Source organism: Kosakonia sp. YIM B13588 (genome assembly GCF_042788165.1).
GTDB lineage: Bacteria > Pseudomonadota > Gammaproteobacteria > Enterobacterales > Enterobacteriaceae > Kosakonia > Kosakonia sacchari.
Map to the genome: position 1 here is coordinate 76,861 of NZ_JBHZPO010000015.1, position 21,325 is coordinate 98,185.

Here is a 21,325-nt window from a genome sequence, read left to right on the forward strand (position 1 = left end):
AAAGTACCGATGTCGGATAAGCGAAACGCCATCCGGCAAAAAGAAAAAGGGCACCTGACGGTGCCCTTTTTTTACTCGATATCGAGGGGATCTTCGGAAAGGATAATGCCGGTGTTATCGGCATAAAGATGGTCGCCGGAGAAGAAGGTTACGCCGCCGAAATTGACGCGCACGTCGCTTTCACCGATGCCTTCGCCCGCTGCGCCAACCGGAATGGCGGCAATCGCCTGAATACCAATATCCAGCTCTTCAAGGTCGTCTACCTGGCGTACTGAGCCATAGACCACAATCCCTTCCCACTCGTTTTGCACCGCAGTGCGGGCGAGATCCGCGTCGATTAACGCACGACGCATTGAACCACCGCCGTCGACCAGCAAGACGCGACCACGGCCGTTTTGTTCGAGCAGATCGTACAGCAACCCGTTATCCTCGAAACATTTCACCGTGATGATTTGTCCGCCAAACGACGACCGTCCGCCAAAATTGGAGAACAGCGGTTCCACGACGTTGATCTCTTCCTGGTAAATATCACAAAGCTCAGAAGTATCGTATTTCATAGGATTAGCGTTCAGTTGCTGCGAGAACCGTCAGTATATCGCGCATCACGCGCTGTTGGCAAAATCATCAATTGTTCGTTGACATTTATCAGTTAAAAATGCGTTTGACTGATGATTATTCCTAATACAAACAATAAATTAGTTAACAGTGCGCCTTTTACCGTGCGTTCCAGCATCGGCGGCATGGCGCGCGGGTCAAGCTCGCGCAGCACAAAGCGCGCCTGTTTGATAAGCAGCGGCGCAGCCAGCACAAACAGCCAGCCCCACAGGCTTTGCAGCGAAAACAGGTTAAACAGCGCAAGGCATAACAGCGCACCAATCAGCAGACCGGCGTGGTAACGGCGTGCATTAATCGGTCCTAAACGGACGACAAGCGTATTTTTGCCGTTTTCGCGGTCGCTTTCGATATCGCGCAGATTATTGATATTCAGCACCGCCGTCGCCAGCAGGCCACAGGCGGTCGCGGGCAGAATAACGGCCGGGATCAGCATATGCGTCTGCAAATACCAACTGCCCATTACGCTTATCCAGCCGAAGAAAAGTAGCACCGAGATATCGCCAAGACCAAGATAACCATATGGACGTTTGCCGATGGTGTAAGTGATGGCGGCAATAATCGACAGCCCTCCGAGCGCAAGGAAGCCGATGAAATCCGCCATCGTTTGTGTCGCTGCGGTTACCAGCAGCAGCCCGGAGATACAGCTCAGCACGATGACAATCATCAGCGCGCGCTTCATCTGCGCAAGGGAGATTGCCCCTTTTTGCATGCCGCGCAACGGACCAATGCGATCCGGTTTATCGCTGCCTTTGACCGCATCGCCGTAATCATTGGCAAGGTTGGAGAGGATTTGCAGCAATCCTGCGGTGATAAGCGCGAGCACCGCCACCAGCGGATCAAAATAGCCCTGCCACCAGGCCAGCACTGTGCCAACGACAATCGCGGCGAAAGCCAGCGGTAATGTTTTCGGTCGCAGGCTTTCCAGCCAGGCCTGGGTGAGGCTAAGAGATTGCGTTTCGTTCATAAGGTCAGCCAACAAAAATGGGGGCATAAGCCCCCATCGAGTGTGATGAAAACGTTGTGACCGGGATTATAAGATAAAACGGCTCAGATCTTCATCTGCCACTAAAGCATCAAGATGCTTACTCACATAGTCTGCATCAATGATGATCGTCTCACCGCCCAGATCGCTGGCGTCATAAGAGATATCTTCCATCAGACGTTCCAGCACAGTATGCAAACGACGCGCACCAATGTTTTCGGTGGTTTCGTTCACCTGCCATGCGGCCTGAGCAATACGTTTAATGCCGTCGTCGGTGAAATCAATGTTTACGCCTTCGGTCGCCATCAGCGCTTTGTACTGTACGGTGACAGACGCGTTTGGCTCGGTCAGGATGCGCTCGAAATCTTCCGTGGTTAACGCTTTCAACTCAACGCGGATTGGCAAACGGCCTTGCAGCTCTGGGATCAGATCCGACGGGCTGGCAATCTGGAACGCACCAGAGGCAATAAACAGAATGTGGTCGGTTTTCACCATCCCGTGTTTGGTCGACACGGTGCAGCCTTCCACCAGCGGCAGCAGATCGCGCTGCACACCTTCGCGGGAAACATCCGGGCCAGAGGTATTGCCGCGTTTACAGATTTTGTCGATCTCATCGATAAACACGATCCCGTGCTGCTCAACGGCTTCGATAGCGTCCTGCTTCAGCTCTTCCGGATTTACCAGCTTCGCCGCTTCTTCTTCAATCAGCAGCTTCATCGCGTCTTTGATTTTCAGCTTACGCGGTTTCTGCTTCTGGCCGCCCAGGTTCTGGAACATGGACTGGAGCTGATTGGTCATCTCCTCCATGCCTGGAGGCGCCATAATTTCAACGCCCATCGGCGCGGCAGCGAGATCGATTTCAATCTCTTTGTCGTCGAGCTGGCCTTCGCGCAGCTTTTTGCGGAAAGACTGGCGCGCAGCGGAAGGTTCAGCGGCTTGTTCCGGCTGGCCCCAATTGTTTTTCGCCGGAGGGATCAACACGTCGAGAATGCGCTCTTCGGCCATCTCTTCCGCACGGTAGCGGTTTTTCTCGATCGACTGACTACGCACCATTTTCACTGCTGCATCGGTCAGATCGCGGATGATAGAATCCACTTCTTTCCCAACGTAGCCGACTTCGGTGAACTTGGTCGCTTCAACTTTGATAAACGGCGCGTTGGCCAGTTTTGCCAGACGGCGGGCAATTTCGGTTTTACCGACGCCGGTTGGGCCGATCATCAGAATGTTTTTCGGTGTGACTTCATGGCGCAGCTCTTCATCAAGCTGCATGCGGCGCCAGCGGTTACGCAGGGCAATCGCCACAGAACGCTTCGCCGCGTCCTGGCCGATAATGTGTTTGTCCAGTTCGCTGACAATTTCGCGTGGGGTCATTTCAGACATGGGAGATCCTTACGCTTTATAGGCTAATTCTTCGATGGTGTGGAAGTGGTTGGTGTAGATGCAGATATCGCCTGCAATTCCCAACGCCTTCTCAGCAATTTCACGTGCGCCAAGCTCGGTGTTTTCCAGCAACGCGCGGGCAGCGGCCTGGGCGTATGGCCCGCCGGAACCGATGGCGATCAGGTCATTTTCCGGCTGGATCACATCGCCGTTACCGGTGATGATCAGCGACGCGGTTTCGTCGGCTACCGCCAACAGTGCTTCCAGCTTGCGCAGCATGCGATCGGTGCGCCAGTCCTTTGCCAGTTCGACAGCCGCTTTCACCAGATGACCCTGGTGCATTTCCAGTTTGCGTTCGAATAATTCAAACAGAGTGAAGGCATCAGCCGTGCCGCCGGCAAAGCCCGCAATGACTTTGTCGTTATACAGGCGGCGGACTTTTTTCACGTTGCCTTTCATTACGGTGTTGCCCAGTGTGGCCTGGCCATCACCAGCGATAACGACATGGCCGTTACGGCGTACGCTTACGATTGTTGTCACGAGCAGACCCCTTGGTTACAAATGCACAATACAGCGCCCCGCACGGTGTACGGGGCAGAATGCAATTATAAATGGGGGGTGTTTTAGGGGTTTCAACCCCCGGCGGCAAGACGGATGCAGTTTGCGTGACCGGCCATTTTCAGGCGGCTGATGGTGGCATCGGCGCTCTCTTTACCTTTTACCGGGCCCATCACCACGCGATTCCAGCCGTTGTTGCTGGTAATACGCGAGTCGAAACCTTCAAATGCCAGCTGTGCACGTACCGTTTCAGCCTGATCCTGGCCTTTAAACGAACCGCACTGGATAAGCCAGCGGCGATCGTCTTTCTTCTCAGCCGTTTGCGGTGGTGCCTTCGGCGTTTCCACTTCACGCGTTACCGGCGCGGCTTGTTGCGTTTTCGGCGGCGTTGCAGCGGTATGCGGCGGCGTTTGCAGCAGATCCTGATACGGTTGCGAGGTGGTTGCCGGTTTTTGCTGCGTCGTGGTTTGTGTCTGGCGCGGCGGTGGCGTGGTCTGCGTAGTACGCGCCTGCTGCTGCATCGGCTGCTCCGTCACGCGCGGTTGCGTGCGTGGCTGCTGGGCCTGTACCGGCTGTGACTGCGTCCACTGCTGCTGCTGTTGCATCTGCACTTGCTGCTGCGCCTGGCGCTGGCGCTGCAGTGTCTGCTGGCGCTGCTCCGGCGTCTGTTCGTTCCACGGCACTTCGTTGAGCTGCGTCGGCTGCTGGCGCATGTCGGCCTGCATCTGCGCTAACAACTGGCGCTGCTCATCGGTCAACTGCTCCGGTTTTTGCACTTCACCACCGGCTGTCGGCTCGGTTGGCGCGCGTACGCCAGGCTGGCGGCTTTCCAGTTCTTTAATATAGCGCCAGCGCTCTTCCGGTTTCGGCGGCAGACCGTTGCCGGTCATTTTCTGGTTTTGCAGTGACTCGGATTCTTCTTTTTTGTGGTGCGTAATAAAGTACAAACCACCGATAAAGGCGACCAGCACAGCGGCCGCAATGGCGACCATAGCTGGAGAGACCGCAGACTTGCTGCGCTGTTTTTTCCTTGAGTTACTCGTCTTTCGCCGCGCAGGAGCCGACTGGCTGCGGCGTACATAATCTCGTTGTGCCACTATCGTTTCGCTGTATTTATTTCGTTTATCAGCCCGCCATGTTACTTAAGCGACGGGGTTTTGACCAGAAGAGGGCGTCTGAAAGCCCGCGCCTTTACTTCAGCGCCCGGGTGCTGCCGCGCAGGATTAATTCACACTCCAGCAAGCGCGAACCGCTACTTACGTTATGCCCCTGCAACTGCTCCAGCAGCAATAACATGGCTTCGCGACCAATCTGATAACGCGGTTGCGAAACGGTGGTCAGCGGCGGGTCGCAAAATTCAGCCAGTGAAATGTTATCAAAGCCGATGATCGATAAGTCGTCCGGTACTTTCAAACCCCGGCGTTTAGCTTGCGACAGCGCACCGAGCGCCATCACATCGCTATGGCAGAACACGGCAGTGGGAGGCTTCGGTAGCATCAACAATTGATCCAACGCCCGTGCGCCCGCCTCGAAAGTGAAATCGCCGCGCGTGATGTAATGCGGATCAACGGTCACGCCAGAGCGGCGCAACGCCTGAACATAGCCCTGCAAGCGGTAATGGCACAGCGGCATCTCTTCCGGCCCGGCAATACAGCCGATTCGCTGGTGGCCCTGTTCCTGCAAATAATTGACGGCATTAAAGGCGGCGGTCAGGTTATCGATATGCACCGTCGGCAGTTCCAGCTCCGGTGCGAATTCATTGGCCATCACCATAGGCGGTAAATTGCGTTGCTCTTCGATGCTGGCGTCAAACGGCAAACGTGAGCCGAGTAGCAGCATGCCGTCGATTTGTTTGGTAATAATCAGGTCGATAAAGGTTTTTTCTTGCTGATTTTGGTGGGCGCAGTCGCCAATCAGCACCAGATAGCCGTGTTCTGCAGCGGTCACTTCAATACCGCGAATAATCTCGCTGAAAAAGGGATCGCAAATATCCGGCACAATCACCAGCAGTGTGCGTGATTCATTGCGTTTGACGTTGCGTCCCATCGACTGAGGCAAATAACCCACTTCCATTGCCGCTTGTTCCACCCGGTTGCGGGTAGCCTGCGACACTTTTTCCGGGTTCATTAATGCACGTGACACAGTTGCCGTCGAAACCTTTGCTTTCATGGCAACATCTTTCATGGTCGCTGCCGCAACCTGATTTTTGGGTTTCACCTTGTTCTCCTCGCATGCACGGCGCAGGCGTTGTCACATTTTTATCAGATAGTTAAGCGCACCGGTTACAGAATTTTCATGAAAAGTGTGATGAAAGTTGAATTTTATATGTCGGCTCGCAGCCTTAACTTTCAATCGGGTCTACATCCAGCACCCATTTCACCCGCCGTGCGTCCGGCAGGGTGTTAATCAGGGCCAGCGCGCCGGTGACGATATGCTGCAGGCGAATACGGGAAGGGTGTTGTAGCAGTAACTGCCAGCGGTAACGACCGGCGCGTTTGGCCGCCAGCGCAGGAACCGGGCCCAGAACCCATAGCTGGTTGTCCGCCAGTGGGCTGGCTTGCAGCAGATTTTTAAGCTGTTGCAGAAACAGCGGTGCGTGCTGGTTGTTCTGATCTTCAGCGCGGATCAGCACATGACTGGTCCACGGCGGCAATTGCATGGTTTGCCGCTCCGCCAGCGCCTGTTCCGCGAAGGTGTCATAGCCTTTATGCAGCAGCGTTTGCAGAAGCGGATGTTCCGGGTGGTGCGTTTGCAGTACCACTTCGCCCTGTTTTCCCGCACGACCGGCACGACCAGAAACCTGGGTATAAAGCTGGGCGAAACGCTCGGCAGCGCGGAAATCTGCCGAAAATAATGCGCCGTCGACATCCAGCAGCGCAACCAGCGTAACATCCGGGAAGTGGTGGCCTTTTGCCAGCATTTGCGTGCCAATCAGAATGCGCGCGCCGCCGCGATGTACTTCGGCAAGATGCTGCTCCAGCGCGCCTTTGCGGCTGGTGGTATCGCGGTCAATGCGTGATAGCGGTACACCGGGAAACATCGGCGTTAACGCGTGTTCCAGCTGTTCAGTGCCAAGGCCAACAGGTAATAAATGTGTAGAACCGCAGGACGGACACTGACGCGGCACCGGGCGCTGGCTGTCGCAGTGGTGGCAGCGCAAATGCTGCTGCGCCTGGTGGAAAGTGTAATAGTGATCGCAGCGTGGGCATTCTGCTATCCAGCCGCAGTCATGACACAGCAATGCAGGAGAAAAACCGCGGCGGTTAAGGAACAAAATAACCTGATTCCCCGCCTGCAGATGCTGGCGCATACGGTTGATCAGCGCCGGAGCCAGACCAGCCTGTAACGGCTGGCCTTTCAGATCCAGCACATGCTGCATCGCCGGGCGCGCGTGGCCTGCGCGGCGAGTCAGGCGCAGCAGATGGTATTTGCGCGACCGCACGTTGTGCAGGGTTTCCAGCGCGGGCGTTGCTGAGCCAAGAATAATCGGGATCTGTTCGCTGTGGGCGCGGTAAACCGCCAGATCGCGGGCGTGATAACGCCAGCCTTCCTGCTGTTTATAGGAGCTGTCATGCTCTTCGTCGATGACGATCACGCCAAGGTTCTTAAACGGGGTAAACAGCGATGAGCGCGTGCCGATCACAATCGCCGCTTCACCGCTCTTTGCTTTTTGCCATGTTATCAGGCGTTCGCTGTCGTTCAGACCGGAGTGCAGCACTTCAACTGGCGCGTTAAAGCGCTCACGAAAACGGGCAATAGTTTGTGGTGTCAGACCAATCTCCGGCACCATCACCAGCGCCTGTTTCCCCTGCGCCAGCACGTTTTCCAGCACGCTTAAATAGACTTCTGTTTTACCGGAACCCGTGACGCCTGCCAGCAACCAGGCGGAAAAGCGATCGGCGGCGCTGTGAATAGCGCCAACCGCGGTGGCTTGTTCTGTGTTCAGGCGCAGCCGGTCGCCGCTCACGGAAAATGTTGTGCGCCAGTCGCTAAAGGCTGGCGTTTCGCTGTTCATCTCCGCCAGCCCTTTGGCGCGCAGCGCTTGCAGGGTAACGCTTTTCAGATCCAGCGCTGCCAGTTGATGCTGCCAGATTTTGCCTTTCCGCAGCGCCGAGAGCGCCTGTTGTTGTTTGGCTGATTTGACGCGGTTGATGTCCATTGCCTGGCCCTGCTCGGTCGCAAACCAGTAGCCCTGAAACTCCGCGCTGGCGGGCTTAGTCTGGCGCAGCAGAACGGGAAGGGCGTTGAACAATACATCACCGATCGGATGGTGATAATAATCCGCCGCCCAAAGTAGCAACCGCCAGACCGCCGGGGAAAAAACCGGTTCGCTGTCGAGCACCTCTTCCACGCTTTTGAGATCGGCCAGCGGCAACTCACTTTCTTCGCCAACCGCCATCACAATGCCGACGCGATGCTGGTTACCAAACGGCACGCGCACGCGACAACCCGCGCGCGCGGACATCTCATCCGGCAGCAGGTAATCGAACGTGCGGGGCAAAGGTACAGATAGCGCAACGCGGGCGACGGGCATCTCATCATCCTGACTTGAAAACTGGCGGGATAGTATACACATTGTTGCTACGGGCGAGCGGATCAGTTTGCATGTGCTGGCTAATTTCTGTATGATTCGCCGCCTTTGATGCGTTTTAAACGTGCCAAAGATACACTTACATATTAACTCGCGTGGTGTCTGGCGTTAGGGCTGGAAGAGCGACGCGGCCTTAAACTGAGGTTTCCCATGAAAAAAGGTATTCACCCGAATTATGTAGCGATTACTGCAACCTGTTCTTGCGGTAACGTAATCAAAACCCACTCCACTGTGGGTCACGACCTGAACCTGGACGTGTGCGGCAAATGCCACCCGTTCTTTACTGGTAAACAACGTGTTGTTGATACCGGTGGTCGTGTTGAGCGTTTCAACAAACGCTTCAGCATCCCGGGCAGCAAATAAGTTGCCAAAGAAAAAAGCGCCGAAAGGCGCTTTTTTTGTCTCTGAGGTTTGCCGAAGCGATGATTTTTTGTGATTGGCATCACAAAAATATTGCCCTGCTTAAAAAACGAGCATATCCTTTTCGCCATACACTCCTGTGACCCGAGCGAAAAAAATGAGCGATTTGCTGACGGCTGTGAAAAACGTATTTATGTCTTACCTGCTCTCACTGGCGGAAGTGCATCCGGAAGTTACGCGCTTCTGAGTGAGCCGATAAGATAAACAAATTGAAACAAAAAGGGCGGAAGATATCTTCCGCCCTTTTTTGTTGCGATCAGTATTCCCACGTATCCGGGTCGATCCCCAGTTCACGCATAATCACTTTTGCCTCTTCCGGGATTTCGTCGCTGCGCTCTTTTCGCAGGTCTTCATCGTTCGGCAGGGGTTGACCGGTAAACGCATGCAAAAACGCTTCACACAACAGCTCGCTGTTGGTGGCGTGACGCAAGTTGTTCACCTGACGACGGGTACGTTCATCGGTGAGGATTTTTAACACCTTAAGAGGAATGGAAACCGTAATTTTTTTTACTTGCTCACTCTTCTTGCCGTGCTCAGCGTATGGGCTGATATATTCGCCGCTCCATTCAGCCATGAGATACCTTTAATCCTCTCAGTCATTAGTCTAAAAGCCGGGCACCGCCGGGCCGTAATTCCGCGTAGTTTACCGTAGAGTCAACATGGTGACACGGTGTATCGCTCAGCTACCGGTACTAAAGCGAATAATTTTAACGGCTATTGTACTTTTGCTCAATCTATACGCAAAGAAGTTTAGATGTCCAGATGTATTGACGTCTATTGTCGCAATGTTTACTCTGTCGTGAGACTTTTCATCCATTAAGCCAGGAAGCCTTCACCATGACGCGTAAACAGGCCACCATCGCAGTGCGTAGCGGATTGAACGATGACGAGCAGTACGGTTGCGTTGTCCCGCCGATTCATCTCTCCAGTACTTATAATTTCACCGGCTTTAACGAACCTCGTGCGCATGACTATTCGCGTCGCGGCAACCCAACGCGTGATGTGGTTCAGCGTGCGCTGGCGGAACTGGAAGGTGGCGCGGGTGCGGTAATGACCAATACCGGCATGTCGGCGATTCACCTGGTGACGACCGTCTTTCTCAAACCAGGCGATCTGCTGGTTGCGCCGCACGACTGCTATGGCGGCAGCTATCGCCTGTTCGATAGCCTGGCGAAACGCGGTTGCTACCGGGTGAAATTTGTTGATCAGGGCGATGAACAAGCATTGAAAGCGGCGCTGGCGGAACAACCGAAGCTGGTGCTGGTCGAAAGCCCAAGCAACCCGTTGTTGCGCGTTGTGGATATCGCGAAAATCTGCCAGCTTGCGCGTGAAGCTGGCGCAATCAGCGTGGTGGATAACACATTCCTGAGCCCGGCCTTGCAAAACCCGCTGGCGCTGGGCGCGGATTTGGTGCTGCACTCCTGCACCAAATATCTCAACGGTCATTCCGATGTGGTGGCGGGCGTGGTAATCGCGAAAGATGAGGCGACTGTCACCGAACTGGCATGGTGGGCGAATAATATTGGCGTCACCGGCAGTGCCTTCGACAGCTACCTGCTGTTGCGCGGTCTGCGTACGTTGTCGCCGCGCATGGAAGTGGCGCAACGTAATGCTCAGGCGATTGTCGATTTCCTGCAAAAACAGCCGTTGGTGAAAAAACTGTACCACCCGTCTCTGCCGGATAATCAGGGGCACGAGATTGCTGCGCGTCAACAAAAAGGCTTTGGCGCGATGTTAAGTTTTGAGCTGGATGGCGACGAACAAACGCTGCGTCGTTTCTTAAGTGGTCTATCGTTGTTTACGCTGGCGGAATCATTAGGCGGGGTTGAAAGTTTAATCTCCCACGCCGCGACAATGACCCACGCAGGCATGGCGCCGGAAGCGCGCGCCGCAGCGGGAATTTCTGAGACGCTATTGCGTATCTCAACCGGTATTGAAGACAGTGAAGATCTAATTGCCGATCTGGAAAATGGCTTCCGGGTCGCAGCTGAGGGGTAAACATGAGTGTGATTGCGCAGGCAGGGACGAAGGCTCGTCAGCTGCACAAATTTGGTGGGAGTAGTCTGGCGGATGTGAAATGTTACCTGCGCGTCGCAGGGATCATGGCGGAGTATTCACAACCGGGCGACATGATGGTTGTCTCGGCCGCGGGCAGTACCACCAACCAGCTGATCAACTGGCTGAAATTGAGCCAGACGGACAGGCTTTCTGCGCATCAGGTTCAACAATCGCTGCGTCGTTACCAGAGTGATTTAATCAGCGGGCTGTTACCCGCTGCGATCGCCGACGGTCTGACCAGCGAGTTTATCCACGATCTTGAACACCTGGCGGTGCTGCTGGATGGCGGCATCACCGACGCGGTTTACGCCGAAGTGGTTGGCCATGGTGAAATCTGGTCGGCGCGTTTAATGGCCGCCGTGCTGAACCAGCAAGGTCTGGATGCCGCCTGGCTGGATGCCCGCGATTTCCTGCGCGCTGAACGCGCGGCACAGCCGCAGGTGAATGAAGGTGCGTCTTATCCGCTGCTGCAACAACAGCTGGCGCAGTATCCGGGCAAACGTATTGTCGTGACCGGCTTTATCAGCCGCAACGAAGCCGGCGAAACCGTACTGTTGGGGCGTAACGGTTCGGACTACTCGGCTACGCAAATTGGCGCACTGGGCGATGTCAGTCGCGTAACCATCTGGAGCGACGTGGCCGGTGTTTACAGCGCGGACCCGCGTAAAGTGAAAGATGCCTGCCTGTTACCGCTGCTACGCCTTGATGAAGCCAGCGAGCTGGCGCGTCTGGCGGCACCGGTGCTGCATGCGCGCACGCTACAACCGGTTTCCGGCAGCAATATCGATCTGCAATTGCGCTGTAGTTATAACCCGGAACAGGGGTCAACACGCATTGAACGCGTGCTGGCTTCCGGTACCGGGGCGCGGATTGTCACCAGCCATGATGACGTTTGCCTGATTGAGTTCCTGGTGCCATCCGGGCAGGACTTCAAACTGGCGCACAAAGAGATTGACCTGATCCTTAAACGTGCGCAGGTACGCCCGCTGGCGGTTGGCGCACATGCGGACCGCAACTTATTGCAGCTTTGCTACACCTCAGAAGTTGTCGATAGCGTCTTTAAACTGCTTGATGAAGCCGGTTTACCGGGTGAATTGCGTCTGCGTCAGGGTCTGGCGTTAGTGGCGATGGTGGGGGCGGGTGTTTGTCGTAATCCGTTGCACAGCCACCGTTTCTGGCAGCAACTGAAAGGCCAGCCGGTGGAATTTATCTGGCAATCTGACGAAGGCATTAGCCTGGTCGCCGTGCTGCGCGTTGGCCCGACGGAAAGCCTGATTCAGGGTCTGCATCAGTCGCTGTTCCGCGCAGAAAAACGTATTGGTCTGGTGCTGTTTGGCAAAGGCAATATCGGTTCCCGCTGGCTGGAGTTGTTTTCGCGCGAGCAGAGCGCGTTGTCGGCGCGTACCGGCTTTGAGTTTGTACTGGCGGGCGTGGTCGATAGCCGCCGTAGCTTGCTAAGTTATGACGGGCTGGATGCCAGCCGCGCGCTGGCGTTCTTTAATGATGAAGCGGTGGAACAGGATGAGGAGTCGCTATTTTTGTGGATGCGCGCCCATCCGTACGACGATCTGGTTGTGCTGGATGTCACCGCAAGCACACAGCTGGCGGAGCAGTATCTGGATTTCGCCAGCCATGGCTTCCATGTGATCAGCGCCAACAAACTGGCCGGGGCCAGCACAACCGACACCTATCGTCAGATCCACGATGCGTTTGAAAAAACCGGTCGCCGTTGGCTGTATAACGCGACGGTTGGCGCCGGTCTGCCGGTGAATCATACCGTGCGCGACTTGCGTGAAAGCGGCGATGCGATTCTGGCGATCAGCGGGATTTTCTCCGGTACGCTCTCCTGGCTGTTCCTGCAATTCGACGGCACCGTACCGTTTACCGATTTAGTGGATCAGGCCTGGCAGCAAGGGTTGACCGAGCCGGATCCGCGCGTTGACCTTTCCGGCAAAGATGTGATGCGCAAACTGGTGATCCTCGCCCGCGAGGCAGGTTACGACATCGAACCAGACCAGGTGCGCGTAGAGTCTTTAGTGCCTGCGGGTTGCGAAGAGGGATCGGTCGATCACTTCTTTGAAAACGGCGATGAGCTGAATGAACAGATGGTGCAGCGCCTGGAAGCCGCCCGCGAAATGGGGCTGGTGCTGCGTTATGTGGCGCGTTTTGATGCTAACGGTAAAGCGCGCGTCGGTGTTGAGGCCGTTCGCCCGGAACACCCGCTGGCGGCGGTTTTGCCGGGGGATAACGTCTTCGCCATTGAAAGCCGCTGGTACCGTGATAATCCGCTGGTGATCCGCGGGCCGGGCGCGGGGCGCGATGTGACCGCTGGCGCTATTCAGTCGGATATCAATCGCCTCGCACAGTTACTGTAGTTCCTTTCTTTTATCCTCTCCCTGAACCGGGAGAGGATGCTTTGCGGCATCATGAACTTTTTTCATCTTCGCTGAACATTCCTCACACAGAATAGTGATTTTCCTGTTGACGCCCCGATCGTTTTCCGTCATTTTTACATCTGGACGTCTAAACGTATAGAAGTTCACAAAACAACAGACAATGACATGCGATTGATGAGGTAAGGTATGAGCTTTTTTCACGCCAACCAGCGGGAAGCCCTGAATCAGAGCCTGGCGGAAGTTCACGGCCAGATTAATGTTTCCTTTGAATTTTTCCCGCCGCGCACCAGTGAAATGGAACAGACCTTATGGCACTCCATCGATCGTTTAAGCAGCCTGAAGCCGAAATTTGTTTCGGTAACTTACGGTGCAAATTCGGGCGAGCGCGATCGCACACACAGCATCATTAAAGGCATCAAAGATCGCACCGGGCTGGAAGCGGTACCGCATTTGACCTGTATCGATGCCACACGTGACGAGTTGCGCACTATCGCGCAGGATTACTGGAACAACGGCATCCGCCACATTGTGGCACTGCGGGGTGATTTACCCCCGGGCGGCGGTAAGCCGGATATGTACGCTGCCGATCTGGTGACGTTGTTAAAAGAGGTCGCGGATTTTGATATCTCCGTCGCCGCTTACCCGGAAGTTCACCCGGAAGCGAAAAGCGCACAGGCCGATCTGCTGAACCTGAAACGCAAAGTGGATGCGGGCGCGAGCCGCGCGATTACCCAGTTCTTCTTCGATGTGGAAAGCTACCTGCGCTTTCGCGATCGCTGCGCGGCAACCGGTATTGATGTTGAGATCGTGCCGGGCATCCTGCCGGTCTCCAACTTTAAGCAGGCGAAAAAATTCGCTGATATGACCAATGTGCGTATTCCGGCGTGGATGTCGCAGATGTTCGACGGTCTGGATGACGACGCGGAAACCCGCAAGCTGGTGGGGGCGAATATCGCCATGGATATGGTGAAAATTTTAAGCCGCGAAGGGGTGAAAGATTTCCACTTCTATACGCTGAACCGCGCCGAAATGAGTTACGCCATTTGCCACACGCTGGGCGTTCGCCCGGCAGTGTAAAAATCCAGTCAGTGGCAAAATCAAAGAAAAGCCGGATTGCGATCCGGCTTTTTTATGGCTCACTGAAAACCACGCCCTGTGCGCGTGGTCATCAACCGATTATAGCGCTGCATTGTTTTGGATTCATATCTCACAGGGTTTGCAGAGGCTCTTTTTAAGGGGTTTGGTACCCCCGTGAGAGCGCAACCCATACCGCCCTCGCTAAATCTGTATGCTATTCCCACTCTTCAAGAAAACGCTGCCCATACTGATCGGCGACCAGTAGCGCGGCATAGACCTGATCCGGTGTCGCACCGCCCGGCATATTATGAATGGTTTCCCCTTGCGCGCAGGCGGCTTGCGCCACGATGCGCATTTTCGCCGGAATATCCGTTTTGATGCCCAGTTGCGCCAGCGTAATCGGTAAGCCGACGGTATGGCACAGCGCTGCGACGGTTTCGATCTCTTCCAGCGGCGCGTTTTCCAGCACCAACTGGGTTAAGGTGCCAAATGCTACTTTTTCGCCGTGGTAGTAATGATGCGCTTCCGGAATTGCCGTGATGCCGTTATGAATAGCGTGTGCTGCCGCCAGACCACCACTCTCAAAACCGACGCCGCTCAGGTAAGTATTGGCTTCCACTACGCGCTCCAGCGCAGGCGTCACCACATGCTGTTCGGCGGCAAACATCGCTTTTTCACCCTCTTCAAGCAGCGTGTTGTAACACAGCTCCGCCAGCGCGAGGGCGGATTGTGTACACTGACCGCCCGCCATGGTTTTTGCGCCGCTGCGTGAACAAGCTCGCGCTTCAAACCAGGTAGAGAGCGCATCGCCAATCCCAGCCGCCAGCAAACGCGCAGGGGCTCCGGCGACAATTTTGGTGTCGACAATCACCCGATCCGGGTTGTTGGGCAGCAGCAGGTAGCGATCAAATTCGCCACTGTCGGTGTAGATAACCGACAGCGCGCTACAGGGCGCATCGGTCGATGCGATAGTAGGGGCAATGGCTACCGGTACGTGCATGAAATGCGCCAGTGCTTTGGCAGTATCCAGCGTTTTGCCACCGCCGATGCCGAGCACCGCGCCACAGCGGGCGCTTTCTGCCACACCGCGCAGGCGGTCAATTTCGTTTTGTGAACATTCGCCGCCGAACGGCGCAATTTCGCAGGCCAGCCCGGCATCTACCAGGCTTTTTTGCAGCGTTTCCTGCGCAAAACCGAGAACAAATTTGTCACCGACCACCAGCCAGCGATCGGCGAGCGGTTTGAGATAGTCACCGAGGCGGGTGATAACGTCTGCACCCTGGATATACTTGCCCGGCGACTGGATGATGCGGTCCATATACTGCCTCCTTACAGGTTGAGGTTGCCAAAAGCTGTTTTCCAGTCCTGTTCAAACTTCTCAATGGCTGACTCTACTGCGGGCGTATTGAGCATTTGTTGCGCTACATCTAATGGGAGCGTGATCGCTTCGCATCCGACCAACAAACACTCCAGTGCCTGGCGCGGCGTTTTAAAACTCGCGGCCAGCACTTTGCTCTCTGGCGCATGGAGTTTCAGCAGAGTTTGCAGCTCCTGCACCATGCGGATCCCATCTCCGCCCTGTGCATCGACGCGGTTAACATACGGGGCGACATATTTGGCACCGGCCAGCGCGGCAAGCAGCCCCTGCGCGGCGCTGTAAACTGCCGTACCCAGCGTGACAATACCCTCTTTTTTCAGTTGTTTGATGGCGGCCAGGCCTTCAGCAGTGACCGGAATTTTGACCACGATATCCGGCACGGCGTTATTGAGGCGTTTGGCCTCCGCCACCATGCCAACTGCTTCGCGGCTCATCACCTGGGCAAACAGCGTTCCTTGTGGGCCAATAACGCGTTGCAGGCGGGGCAATACATCCCACAGGGCGTCTTTACCGGCGGCGATAATGCTCGGATTGGTGGTTACACCCGCCAGCGGGTAAATGCGCGCCAGGCGCTCCACTTCCGCTACGTTTGCGGTGTCCAGATACAGTTCCATCATGCTTCCTCATATAGCGTTTCTGCACACAGCATAAGAGCGCGGGTTGCGTGACTGCCATATAACAAATCTGCCAAACACTGGACAAATGTGATCGAGAGAGCAAAGTGCGATCTGGTTCACAAGTTGCTTGAAAGCTGATGAAAAGAGGTCTTGTGGAGCGCTGTTAAAACAAACGTGGCATTTTTAACGTACAAAAATCCAGTGGTGGCGTTATTCGTCCAGCGGGGGCTTTTCGCTGAGATGGCTGTGATACTGCTGGCGGTATTCCGAGGGGGAGCGTTCTGTGTTTTTTCGAAACAGGCGGCAGAAGTAATTGCTGTCAACAAACCCGCAGCTGTGCGCCACTTCTTTGACTTTTAAATCGTATCCTTTGAGCAGCGTTTTAGCGTGCTCCAGCCGGGTATGCGTCAGATATTCGTTGAAGCCGACAGAACCGGTTTTTTGAAACAGGTGTGACAGGTAATTGGGTGAGATATAAAACGCCTGCGCTACCGATTCGCGGGTGAGCGGTAAAGCGTAATTTTCGTCGATATAGTCGCGAACGGCTTCGAACAGCGCCTGGCTGCGCGAAGCTGTTTGGATCTGGCTACCGAGTAAGTCATGACAATGGCTGAGCAGGCTGGTGACAATCAGACGTGCGGTTTGTTGTTCGTGCGGCTGCATCTGCATTTCATGCAGGGTTTGTAGCAGGAAGGAGCCGACGCGCGGGCCGCGACGCGCAACATGCTGTTTCGCCAGGTTTTGCAGCATGGCGCCATCCCACTGCGTGACGTTAAAACTGAGTTGTTGCTTGCCAAACAGCACGCTCAAGGTGGTGGCCGGGAGCTGCCATTGTGGGTGATTCCAGCTGCCTGCGGGAACATACAGCACGTCGTGCTGTGACATCCGCGCGGTTTCGCCATTGATACCCGTATCGGTCACCGTTCCTTCCAGCACAATCTCCAGGCGTGGAAAATCCACCTGACAGGCCTGCGCAGGCGCGGTTCCGGTCACGCCCGCAAAGCATATCTGCCGTAGCGGAGCCGGGCCGTTTATCAGGCGCGAGATAAGATGGCTGACATCGAGACTCATGGTGTCCCTTTGGTTGCTGGCGAAGGGACAACCTTAACTGGCAGGATCAAAAAAGGCCACAACCCGTGTGGCCTTTTGCGATAACAGCGAAATTAGCCGGTATTACGCATTCCCGCCGCCACCCCGGCGATCGTGACCATCAGCGCTTGCTCAACGCGATGATCCGGCTCTTTGCCTTCCTCTTCCGCAAGGCGCGAGCGGTGCAGCAGCTCGGCCTGCAACACGTTCAGCGGGTCGGTATAGATATTACGCAGCTGGATAGATTCGGCGATCCACGGCAGATCGGCCATTAAGTGCGAATCGTTGGCGATTGCCAGCACCACGTTGATATCCGCTTCCAGCAGTTTGCGCAGTTCGCTACCCAGCGCCCACAGTTCGGGTTTCACCAGCCGCTGATCGTAATATTCTGCCAGCCACAGGTCGGCTTTCGAGAACACCATTTCCAGCATGCCAAGACGGGTGGAGAAGAACGGCCAGTCGCGGCACATGGCTTCCAGCTCGCTCTGTTTGCCGTCTTCCACCACTTTCTGCAATGCCGCACCCGCGCCCAGCCAGGCTGGCAGCATCAGGCGGTTTTGCGTCCAGGCGAAGATCCACGGGATTGCGCGCAGCGATTCAACACCGCCGGTCGGGCGACGTTTCGCCGGGCGAGAACCCAGCGGCAGTTTGCCCAGTTCCTGCTCCGGCGTGGCGGAACGGAAATACGGTACGAAATCTTTGTTTTCACGCACATAGCCACGGTACATATCGCAGGAGATATCCGACAGCTCATCCATAATATGGCGCCATTCGGTTTTCGGCTCCGGCGGCGGCAGCAGGTTGGCTTCCATGATGGCGCTGGTATAGAGCGACAGGCTGCTGATGGTGACTTCCGGCAGACCGTATTTGAAGCGAATCATTTCGCCCTGTTCGGTAACGCGTAAGCCGCCTTTCAGGCTGCCTGGCGGTTGCGAGAGCAGCGCGGCGTGAGCCGGTGCGCCGCCACGGCCAATAGAGCCGCCGCGACCGTGGAACAGTGTCAGCTCAATACCGGCTTTCTCGCAGGTTTTGATTAACGCATCCTGCGCCTGATATTGCGCCCATGAAGCGGCCATCACGCCCGCGTCTTTCGCCGAGTCGGAGTAGCCAATCATCACCATCTGTTTGCCCTGGATAAAGCCGCGATACCAGTCAATATTCAGCAACTGGGTCATCACGTCGTCGGCGTTATTCAGGTCATCAAGGGTTTCAAACAGCGGCGCGACCGGCAGCGCGAAACCGATACCGGCTTCTTTCAGCAGCAGGTGAACTGCCAGCACGTCTGAAGGTGTCTTCGCCATTGAGATCACATACGCGGCGATAGATCCGCGCGGCGCTTCGGCGATCACCCGGCAGGTGTCCAGCACTTCGCGTGTCTCTTCGCTTGGCTCCCACTGCCGCGGCAGCAGCGGACGTTTAGAGTTCAGTTCACGGATCAGGAATGCCTGTTTATCTGCTTCCGACCAGCTTTCGTAGTCGCCAATGCCCAAATAGCGCGTTAATTCGCCCAGCGCTTCCGTATGACGGGTGCTCTCCTGGCGAATGTCAATACGCACCAGCGGCACGCCGAAACTCTTCACGCGGCGTAATGTATCGAGCAGTTCACCGTTGGCGATAATGCCCATACCACAGGCCTGCAACGATTTATAACAGGCGTAGAGCGGTTCCCACAGTTGTTCGTTTTGCGTCAGCAGCCCGGCCGGTTTCGGTAATTTCTGGCCTTTCAGGCGCGCTTCCAGCCAGGCCTGGGTGGCCATCAGATCGCCGCGCAGCTTCTTCATCAGGTAGCGATACGGTTCGCGCGCGCCTTCTGCGCCCGCCAGTTCGCGCAGCTCGTCGGTACACTCCACCATCGACAGCTCGGAAATTAGCAACTGAACATCTTTCAGGAACAGATCGGTTGCTTTCCAGCGGCTAAGCAGCAGGACATGGCGGGTGATATCGGCGGTAACGTTCGGGTTGCCGTCACGATCGCCGCCCATCCACGAGGTAAAACGCACCGGAACAAAGTCCACCGGCAGTTTGTAATTGAGGTTCTCTTCCAGCTGTTCGTTCAGCTCGCGCAGATAGTTTGGTACGCCTTCCCACAGGCTGTTTTCCACCACCGCAAAGCCCCATTTGGCTTCGTCTACCGGGCTTGGGCGGTTTCTGCGGATTTCATCGGTATGCCAGGACTGGGCAATCAACTGGCGCAGGCGGCGCATCAGCTGGTGGCGTTCATAATCAGCGATATCGCTGTTATCCAGCTGCTTTAAGCAGTTGTTCACTTCCACCATTTTGTGGATCAGCGTACGGCGAGTGATTTCGGTCGGGTGCGCTGTCAGCACCAGCTCCAGCGACAGTGATTCAATCGCGTTGATAATCGTGGCTTCGTTGAGATTGGGTTGGTCTTTCAGTTTTCTGATGGTCTGGGCAATCACTTCCGGGTTGCTGGCCGCTTCGCCTTTCGCTGAAATGCTATGGTATTGCTCAGCGGTGTTAGCAAGGTTCAGGAACTGGCTAAACGCGCGTGCTACCGGCAGCAGCTCGTCATTGGACAGATTCTGCAAAGTGGTGAGCAGTTCCTGACGGCTGGCTTCATTCCCGGCGCGAGAAGATTTGGACAGCTTACGGATTGTTTCTACCCGGTCGAGAATGTTCTCGCCGAGAGCATCCTTGATGGTATCTCCCAGCAGTTTGCCGAGCATACTGACATTACTACGCAAAGCGGAATATTGTTCGTTCATGTTACCCCAGACACCCCATCTCATTTTATTTTGTTATACCTGTCGTTGAGCAGATATAAGACACCGTCTTTTATAAAGCCACGTAAAACCCACCGCGTCAATTGTTGCGAAATCGCTTCAGCAAACGAATAAATGTCGGCAATTTACGAAATTTAATTCGCATCGTGTCCAATAAGTATTGCTTATGGGATCGTGACAATTGTCACGCTTTTTCGCACATAAAAACCCCCTCATACGAGGGGGGTAAAAAAGCGAAAATCACTTCAGTGCCAGCAGAAATGATGAACAACCTGGGTGATAAGTTCGCGCGTGGGTTTAATAAAGCGGGTTTCCAGGTATTCATCCGGCTGGTGTGCCTGGTTGATAGACCCAGGCCCCAGCACCAGCGTCGGGCAAAGCGTCTGAATAAAAGGCGCTTCGGTGCAGTAGTTCACCACTTCGGTCTCAACGCCGAGCAGTTTTTCTACCACTTCTACCAGTTGATGATCCGGCGGGCATTCGTATCCCGGAATCGGCGGATGCAGCTCGGAAATGGTCAAACGACCCGGCCAGCGAGAACTTACCGGCTCCAACGCATCGTTTAACAACCCATTGAGATCGTTAAGCGTCATGCCCGGCAGCGGACGAATATCCATATGCAGTTCGCAACAGGCGCAGATACGGTTTGCCGCATCACCACCGTGAATATGCCCAAGGTTCAGCGTCGGATAGGGCACGGTGAACGCATCATAGTGATAGCGTTCTTTCAGACTGTCGCGCAGTTGCAGAATATGGCCGATGGCATCGTGCATCAGTTCGATGGCGTTGACGCCGCGCGCCGGATCGCTGGAGTGGCCGGATTGACCAAGAATGCGAATCGCATTGGAGATATGGCCTTTATGCGCACGTACCGGCTGCAAAGAGGTCGGTTCGCCGATGATGGCGCAGTCCGGGCGCAGTTGCGTGTTCTCGGAGAAATAGCGCGCACCGGCCATGCTGGTCTCTTCATCGGCGGTGGCGAGCACATACAGCGGCTTGCTCAGTTTTGTCACATCGACGTCACGCAGCGCATCAAGAATAAAGGCGAAAAAGCCTTTCATGTCGGCAGTGCCCAGACCGTAGAGCTTGTTGTCATGCTCGGTCAGCGTGAACGGGTCGCGCGTCCAGCGCCCGTCATCAAACGGCACCGTGTCGGTGTGGCCGGTCAGCAACAGGCCGCCCGCACCGGTTCCGGCACTGGCGAGCATGTTGAATTTATTGCGGGTGCCGGGAACCGGCTGCACTTCAACCGTGAAACCGAGGTCGCCAAACCATCCTGCCAGCAAATTGATTAAAGACGCATTACTCTGATCCAGCGCTTCTTCCGTCGCGCTGATCGACGGCGTGGCTATCAGGGCGCGGTAGATCTCGATAAATGGTGGCAAATTCATTTTCATTGTTGACATACCTGAGTTCGTGA

17 protein-coding genes are annotated in these 21,325 nt (G+C 55.5%); 4 read left to right on the forward strand and 13 right to left on the reverse strand.

Features of this window, described 5'->3' with window-relative positions:
* Positions 1-71: 71 nt before the first annotated feature.
* From rraA to priA, 7 genes are all read right to left on the reverse strand, one after another.
* Positions 72-557 carry a ribonuclease E activity regulator RraA gene (gene rraA / locus ACFX4U_RS20940; RefSeq protein ID WP_017459639.1) on the reverse strand — a complete coding sequence of 162 codons (486 nt, stop codon included), beginning with the start codon at positions 555-557 and terminating at the stop codon, positions 72-74.
* Positions 558-649: 92 nt separating this feature from the next.
* Positions 650-1,579, reverse strand: a complete 930-nt coding sequence (gene menA / locus ACFX4U_RS20945) for a 1,4-dihydroxy-2-naphthoate polyprenyltransferase (protein ID WP_313508317.1) — start codon at positions 1,577-1,579, stop codon at positions 650-652.
* Positions 1,580-1,645: 66 nt separating this feature from the next.
* Positions 1,646-2,977 (reverse strand): HslU--HslV peptidase ATPase subunit, encoded by a 1,332-nt coding sequence (gene hslU / locus ACFX4U_RS20950; RefSeq protein ID WP_305737478.1) that lies wholly within the window; start codon positions 2,975-2,977, stop codon positions 1,646-1,648.
* 9 nt (positions 2,978-2,986) lie between these two features.
* Positions 2,987-3,517, reverse strand: a complete 531-nt coding sequence (hslV, locus tag ACFX4U_RS20955) for an ATP-dependent protease subunit HslV (RefSeq protein WP_020455959.1) — start codon at positions 3,515-3,517, stop codon at positions 2,987-2,989.
* Between the two features lie 92 nt (positions 3,518-3,609).
* Complete coding sequence (gene ftsN, locus ACFX4U_RS20960; protein ID WP_313508318.1) at positions 3,610-4,632, reverse strand: cell division protein FtsN; 1,023 nt, start codon at positions 4,630-4,632, stop codon at positions 3,610-3,612.
* A 94-nt stretch (positions 4,633-4,726) separates the two neighbouring features.
* Entirely contained in the window at positions 4,727-5,752 is a 1,026-nt protein-coding gene (gene cytR / locus ACFX4U_RS20965; RefSeq protein ID WP_017459634.1) for a DNA-binding transcriptional regulator CytR, read from the reverse strand.
* 124 nt (positions 5,753-5,876) lie between these two features.
* Positions 5,877-8,069 carry a primosomal protein N' gene (gene priA, locus ACFX4U_RS20970; RefSeq protein WP_313508320.1) on the reverse strand — a complete coding sequence of 731 codons (2,193 nt, stop codon included), beginning with the start codon at positions 8,067-8,069 and terminating at the stop codon, positions 5,877-5,879.
* A gap of 207 nt (positions 8,070-8,276) precedes the next feature.
* Between priA and rpmE the strand changes: the two genes are divergently transcribed.
* The gene (gene rpmE, locus ACFX4U_RS20975; protein ID WP_007369223.1) at positions 8,277-8,489 is read left to right on the forward strand and encodes a 50S ribosomal protein L31; all 213 of its coding nucleotides are present in this window, start codon (positions 8,277-8,279) and stop codon (positions 8,487-8,489) included.
* Positions 8,490-8,802: 313 nt separating this feature from the next.
* On the opposite strand, the gene metJ is transcribed toward rpmE, so the two are convergent.
* Entirely contained in the window at positions 8,803-9,120 is a 318-nt protein-coding gene (gene metJ / locus ACFX4U_RS20980) for a met regulon transcriptional regulator MetJ (protein WP_007369220.1), read from the reverse strand.
* 263 nt (positions 9,121-9,383) lie between these two features.
* Between metJ and metB the strand changes: the two genes are divergently transcribed.
* From metB to metF, 3 genes are all read left to right on the forward strand, one after another.
* On the forward strand, positions 9,384-10,544 hold the full coding sequence (gene metB / locus ACFX4U_RS20985) for a cystathionine gamma-synthase (protein WP_305737476.1): 1,161 nt from the start codon (positions 9,384-9,386) through the stop codon (positions 10,542-10,544).
* A gap of 2 nt (positions 10,545-10,546) precedes the next feature.
* Positions 10,547-12,979 (forward strand): bifunctional aspartate kinase/homoserine dehydrogenase II, encoded by a 2,433-nt coding sequence (locus ACFX4U_RS20990; RefSeq protein ID WP_313510792.1) that lies wholly within the window; start codon positions 10,547-10,549, stop codon positions 12,977-12,979.
* 207 nt (positions 12,980-13,186) lie between these two features.
* Positions 13,187-14,077 carry a methylenetetrahydrofolate reductase gene (gene metF / locus ACFX4U_RS20995; protein WP_017459628.1) on the forward strand — a complete coding sequence of 297 codons (891 nt, stop codon included), beginning with the start codon at positions 13,187-13,189 and terminating at the stop codon, positions 14,075-14,077.
* Positions 14,078-14,291: 214 nt separating this feature from the next.
* Here metF and ACFX4U_RS21000 read toward each other — a convergent pair whose 3' ends face one another.
* The 5 genes from ACFX4U_RS21000 to argE form a co-directional block, all read right to left on the reverse strand.
* Entirely contained in the window at positions 14,292-15,395 is a 1,104-nt protein-coding gene (locus ACFX4U_RS21000; protein WP_017459627.1) for a glycerol dehydrogenase, read from the reverse strand.
* An 11-nt stretch (positions 15,396-15,406) separates the two neighbouring features.
* Entirely contained in the window at positions 15,407-16,069 is a 663-nt protein-coding gene (gene fsa / locus ACFX4U_RS21005; RefSeq protein ID WP_305737671.1) for a fructose-6-phosphate aldolase, read from the reverse strand.
* A 213-nt stretch (positions 16,070-16,282) separates the two neighbouring features.
* Positions 16,283-17,143 carry an AraC family transcriptional regulator gene (locus ACFX4U_RS21010; RefSeq protein ID WP_305737473.1) on the reverse strand — a complete coding sequence of 287 codons (861 nt, stop codon included), beginning with the start codon at positions 17,141-17,143 and terminating at the stop codon, positions 16,283-16,285.
* Between the two features lie 92 nt (positions 17,144-17,235).
* Complete coding sequence (ppc, locus tag ACFX4U_RS21015) at positions 17,236-19,887, reverse strand: phosphoenolpyruvate carboxylase (protein ID WP_200553156.1); 2,652 nt, start codon at positions 19,885-19,887, stop codon at positions 17,236-17,238.
* Positions 19,888-20,150: 263 nt separating this feature from the next.
* Positions 20,151-21,302: an acetylornithine deacetylase gene (gene argE, locus ACFX4U_RS21020; protein ID WP_017459623.1), complete on the reverse strand. Its 1,152-nt coding sequence runs from the start codon at positions 21,300-21,302 to the stop codon at positions 20,151-20,153.
* Positions 21,303-21,325: the final 23 nt, after the last annotated feature.

Excerpts from the sequence above, each read along its gene's own strand:
- rraA (WP_017459639.1), bottom strand. The coding sequence starts at position 557 with ATGAAATACGATACTTCTGAGCTTTGTGATATTTACCAGGAAGAGATC.
- menA (WP_313508317.1), bottom strand. The coding sequence starts at position 1,579 with ATGAACGAAACGCAATCTCTTAGCCTCACCCAGGCCTGGCTGGAAAGC.
- hslU (WP_305737478.1), bottom strand. The coding sequence starts at position 2,977 with ATGTCTGAAATGACCCCACGCGAAATTGTCAGCGAACTGGACAAACAC.
- priA (WP_313508320.1), bottom strand. The coding sequence starts at position 8,069 with ATGCCCGTCGCCCGCGTTGCGCTATCTGTACCTTTGCCCCGCACGTTC.
- rpmE (WP_007369223.1), top strand. The coding sequence starts at position 8,277 with ATGAAAAAAGGTATTCACCCGAATTATGTAGCGATTACTGCAACCTGT.
- metJ (WP_007369220.1), bottom strand. The coding sequence starts at position 9,120 with ATGGCTGAATGGAGCGGCGAATATATCAGCCCATACGCTGAGCACGGC.
- metB (WP_305737476.1), top strand. The coding sequence starts at position 9,384 with ATGACGCGTAAACAGGCCACCATCGCAGTGCGTAGCGGATTGAACGAT.
- ACFX4U_RS20990 (WP_313510792.1), top strand. The coding sequence starts at position 10,547 with ATGAGTGTGATTGCGCAGGCAGGGACGAAGGCTCGTCAGCTGCACAAA.
- metF (WP_017459628.1), top strand. The coding sequence starts at position 13,187 with ATGAGCTTTTTTCACGCCAACCAGCGGGAAGCCCTGAATCAGAGCCTG.
- ACFX4U_RS21000 (WP_017459627.1), bottom strand. The coding sequence starts at position 15,395 with ATGGACCGCATCATCCAGTCGCCGGGCAAGTATATCCAGGGTGCAGAC.
- fsa (WP_305737671.1), bottom strand. The coding sequence starts at position 16,069 with ATGGAACTGTATCTGGACACCGCAAACGTAGCGGAAGTGGAGCGCCTG.
- ACFX4U_RS21010 (WP_305737473.1), bottom strand. The coding sequence starts at position 17,143 with ATGAGTCTCGATGTCAGCCATCTTATCTCGCGCCTGATAAACGGCCCG.
- ppc (WP_200553156.1), bottom strand. The coding sequence starts at position 19,887 with ATGAACGAACAATATTCCGCTTTGCGTAGTAATGTCAGTATGCTCGGC.
- argE (WP_017459623.1), bottom strand. The coding sequence starts at position 21,302 with ATGAAAATGAATTTGCCACCATTTATCGAGATCTACCGCGCCCTGATA.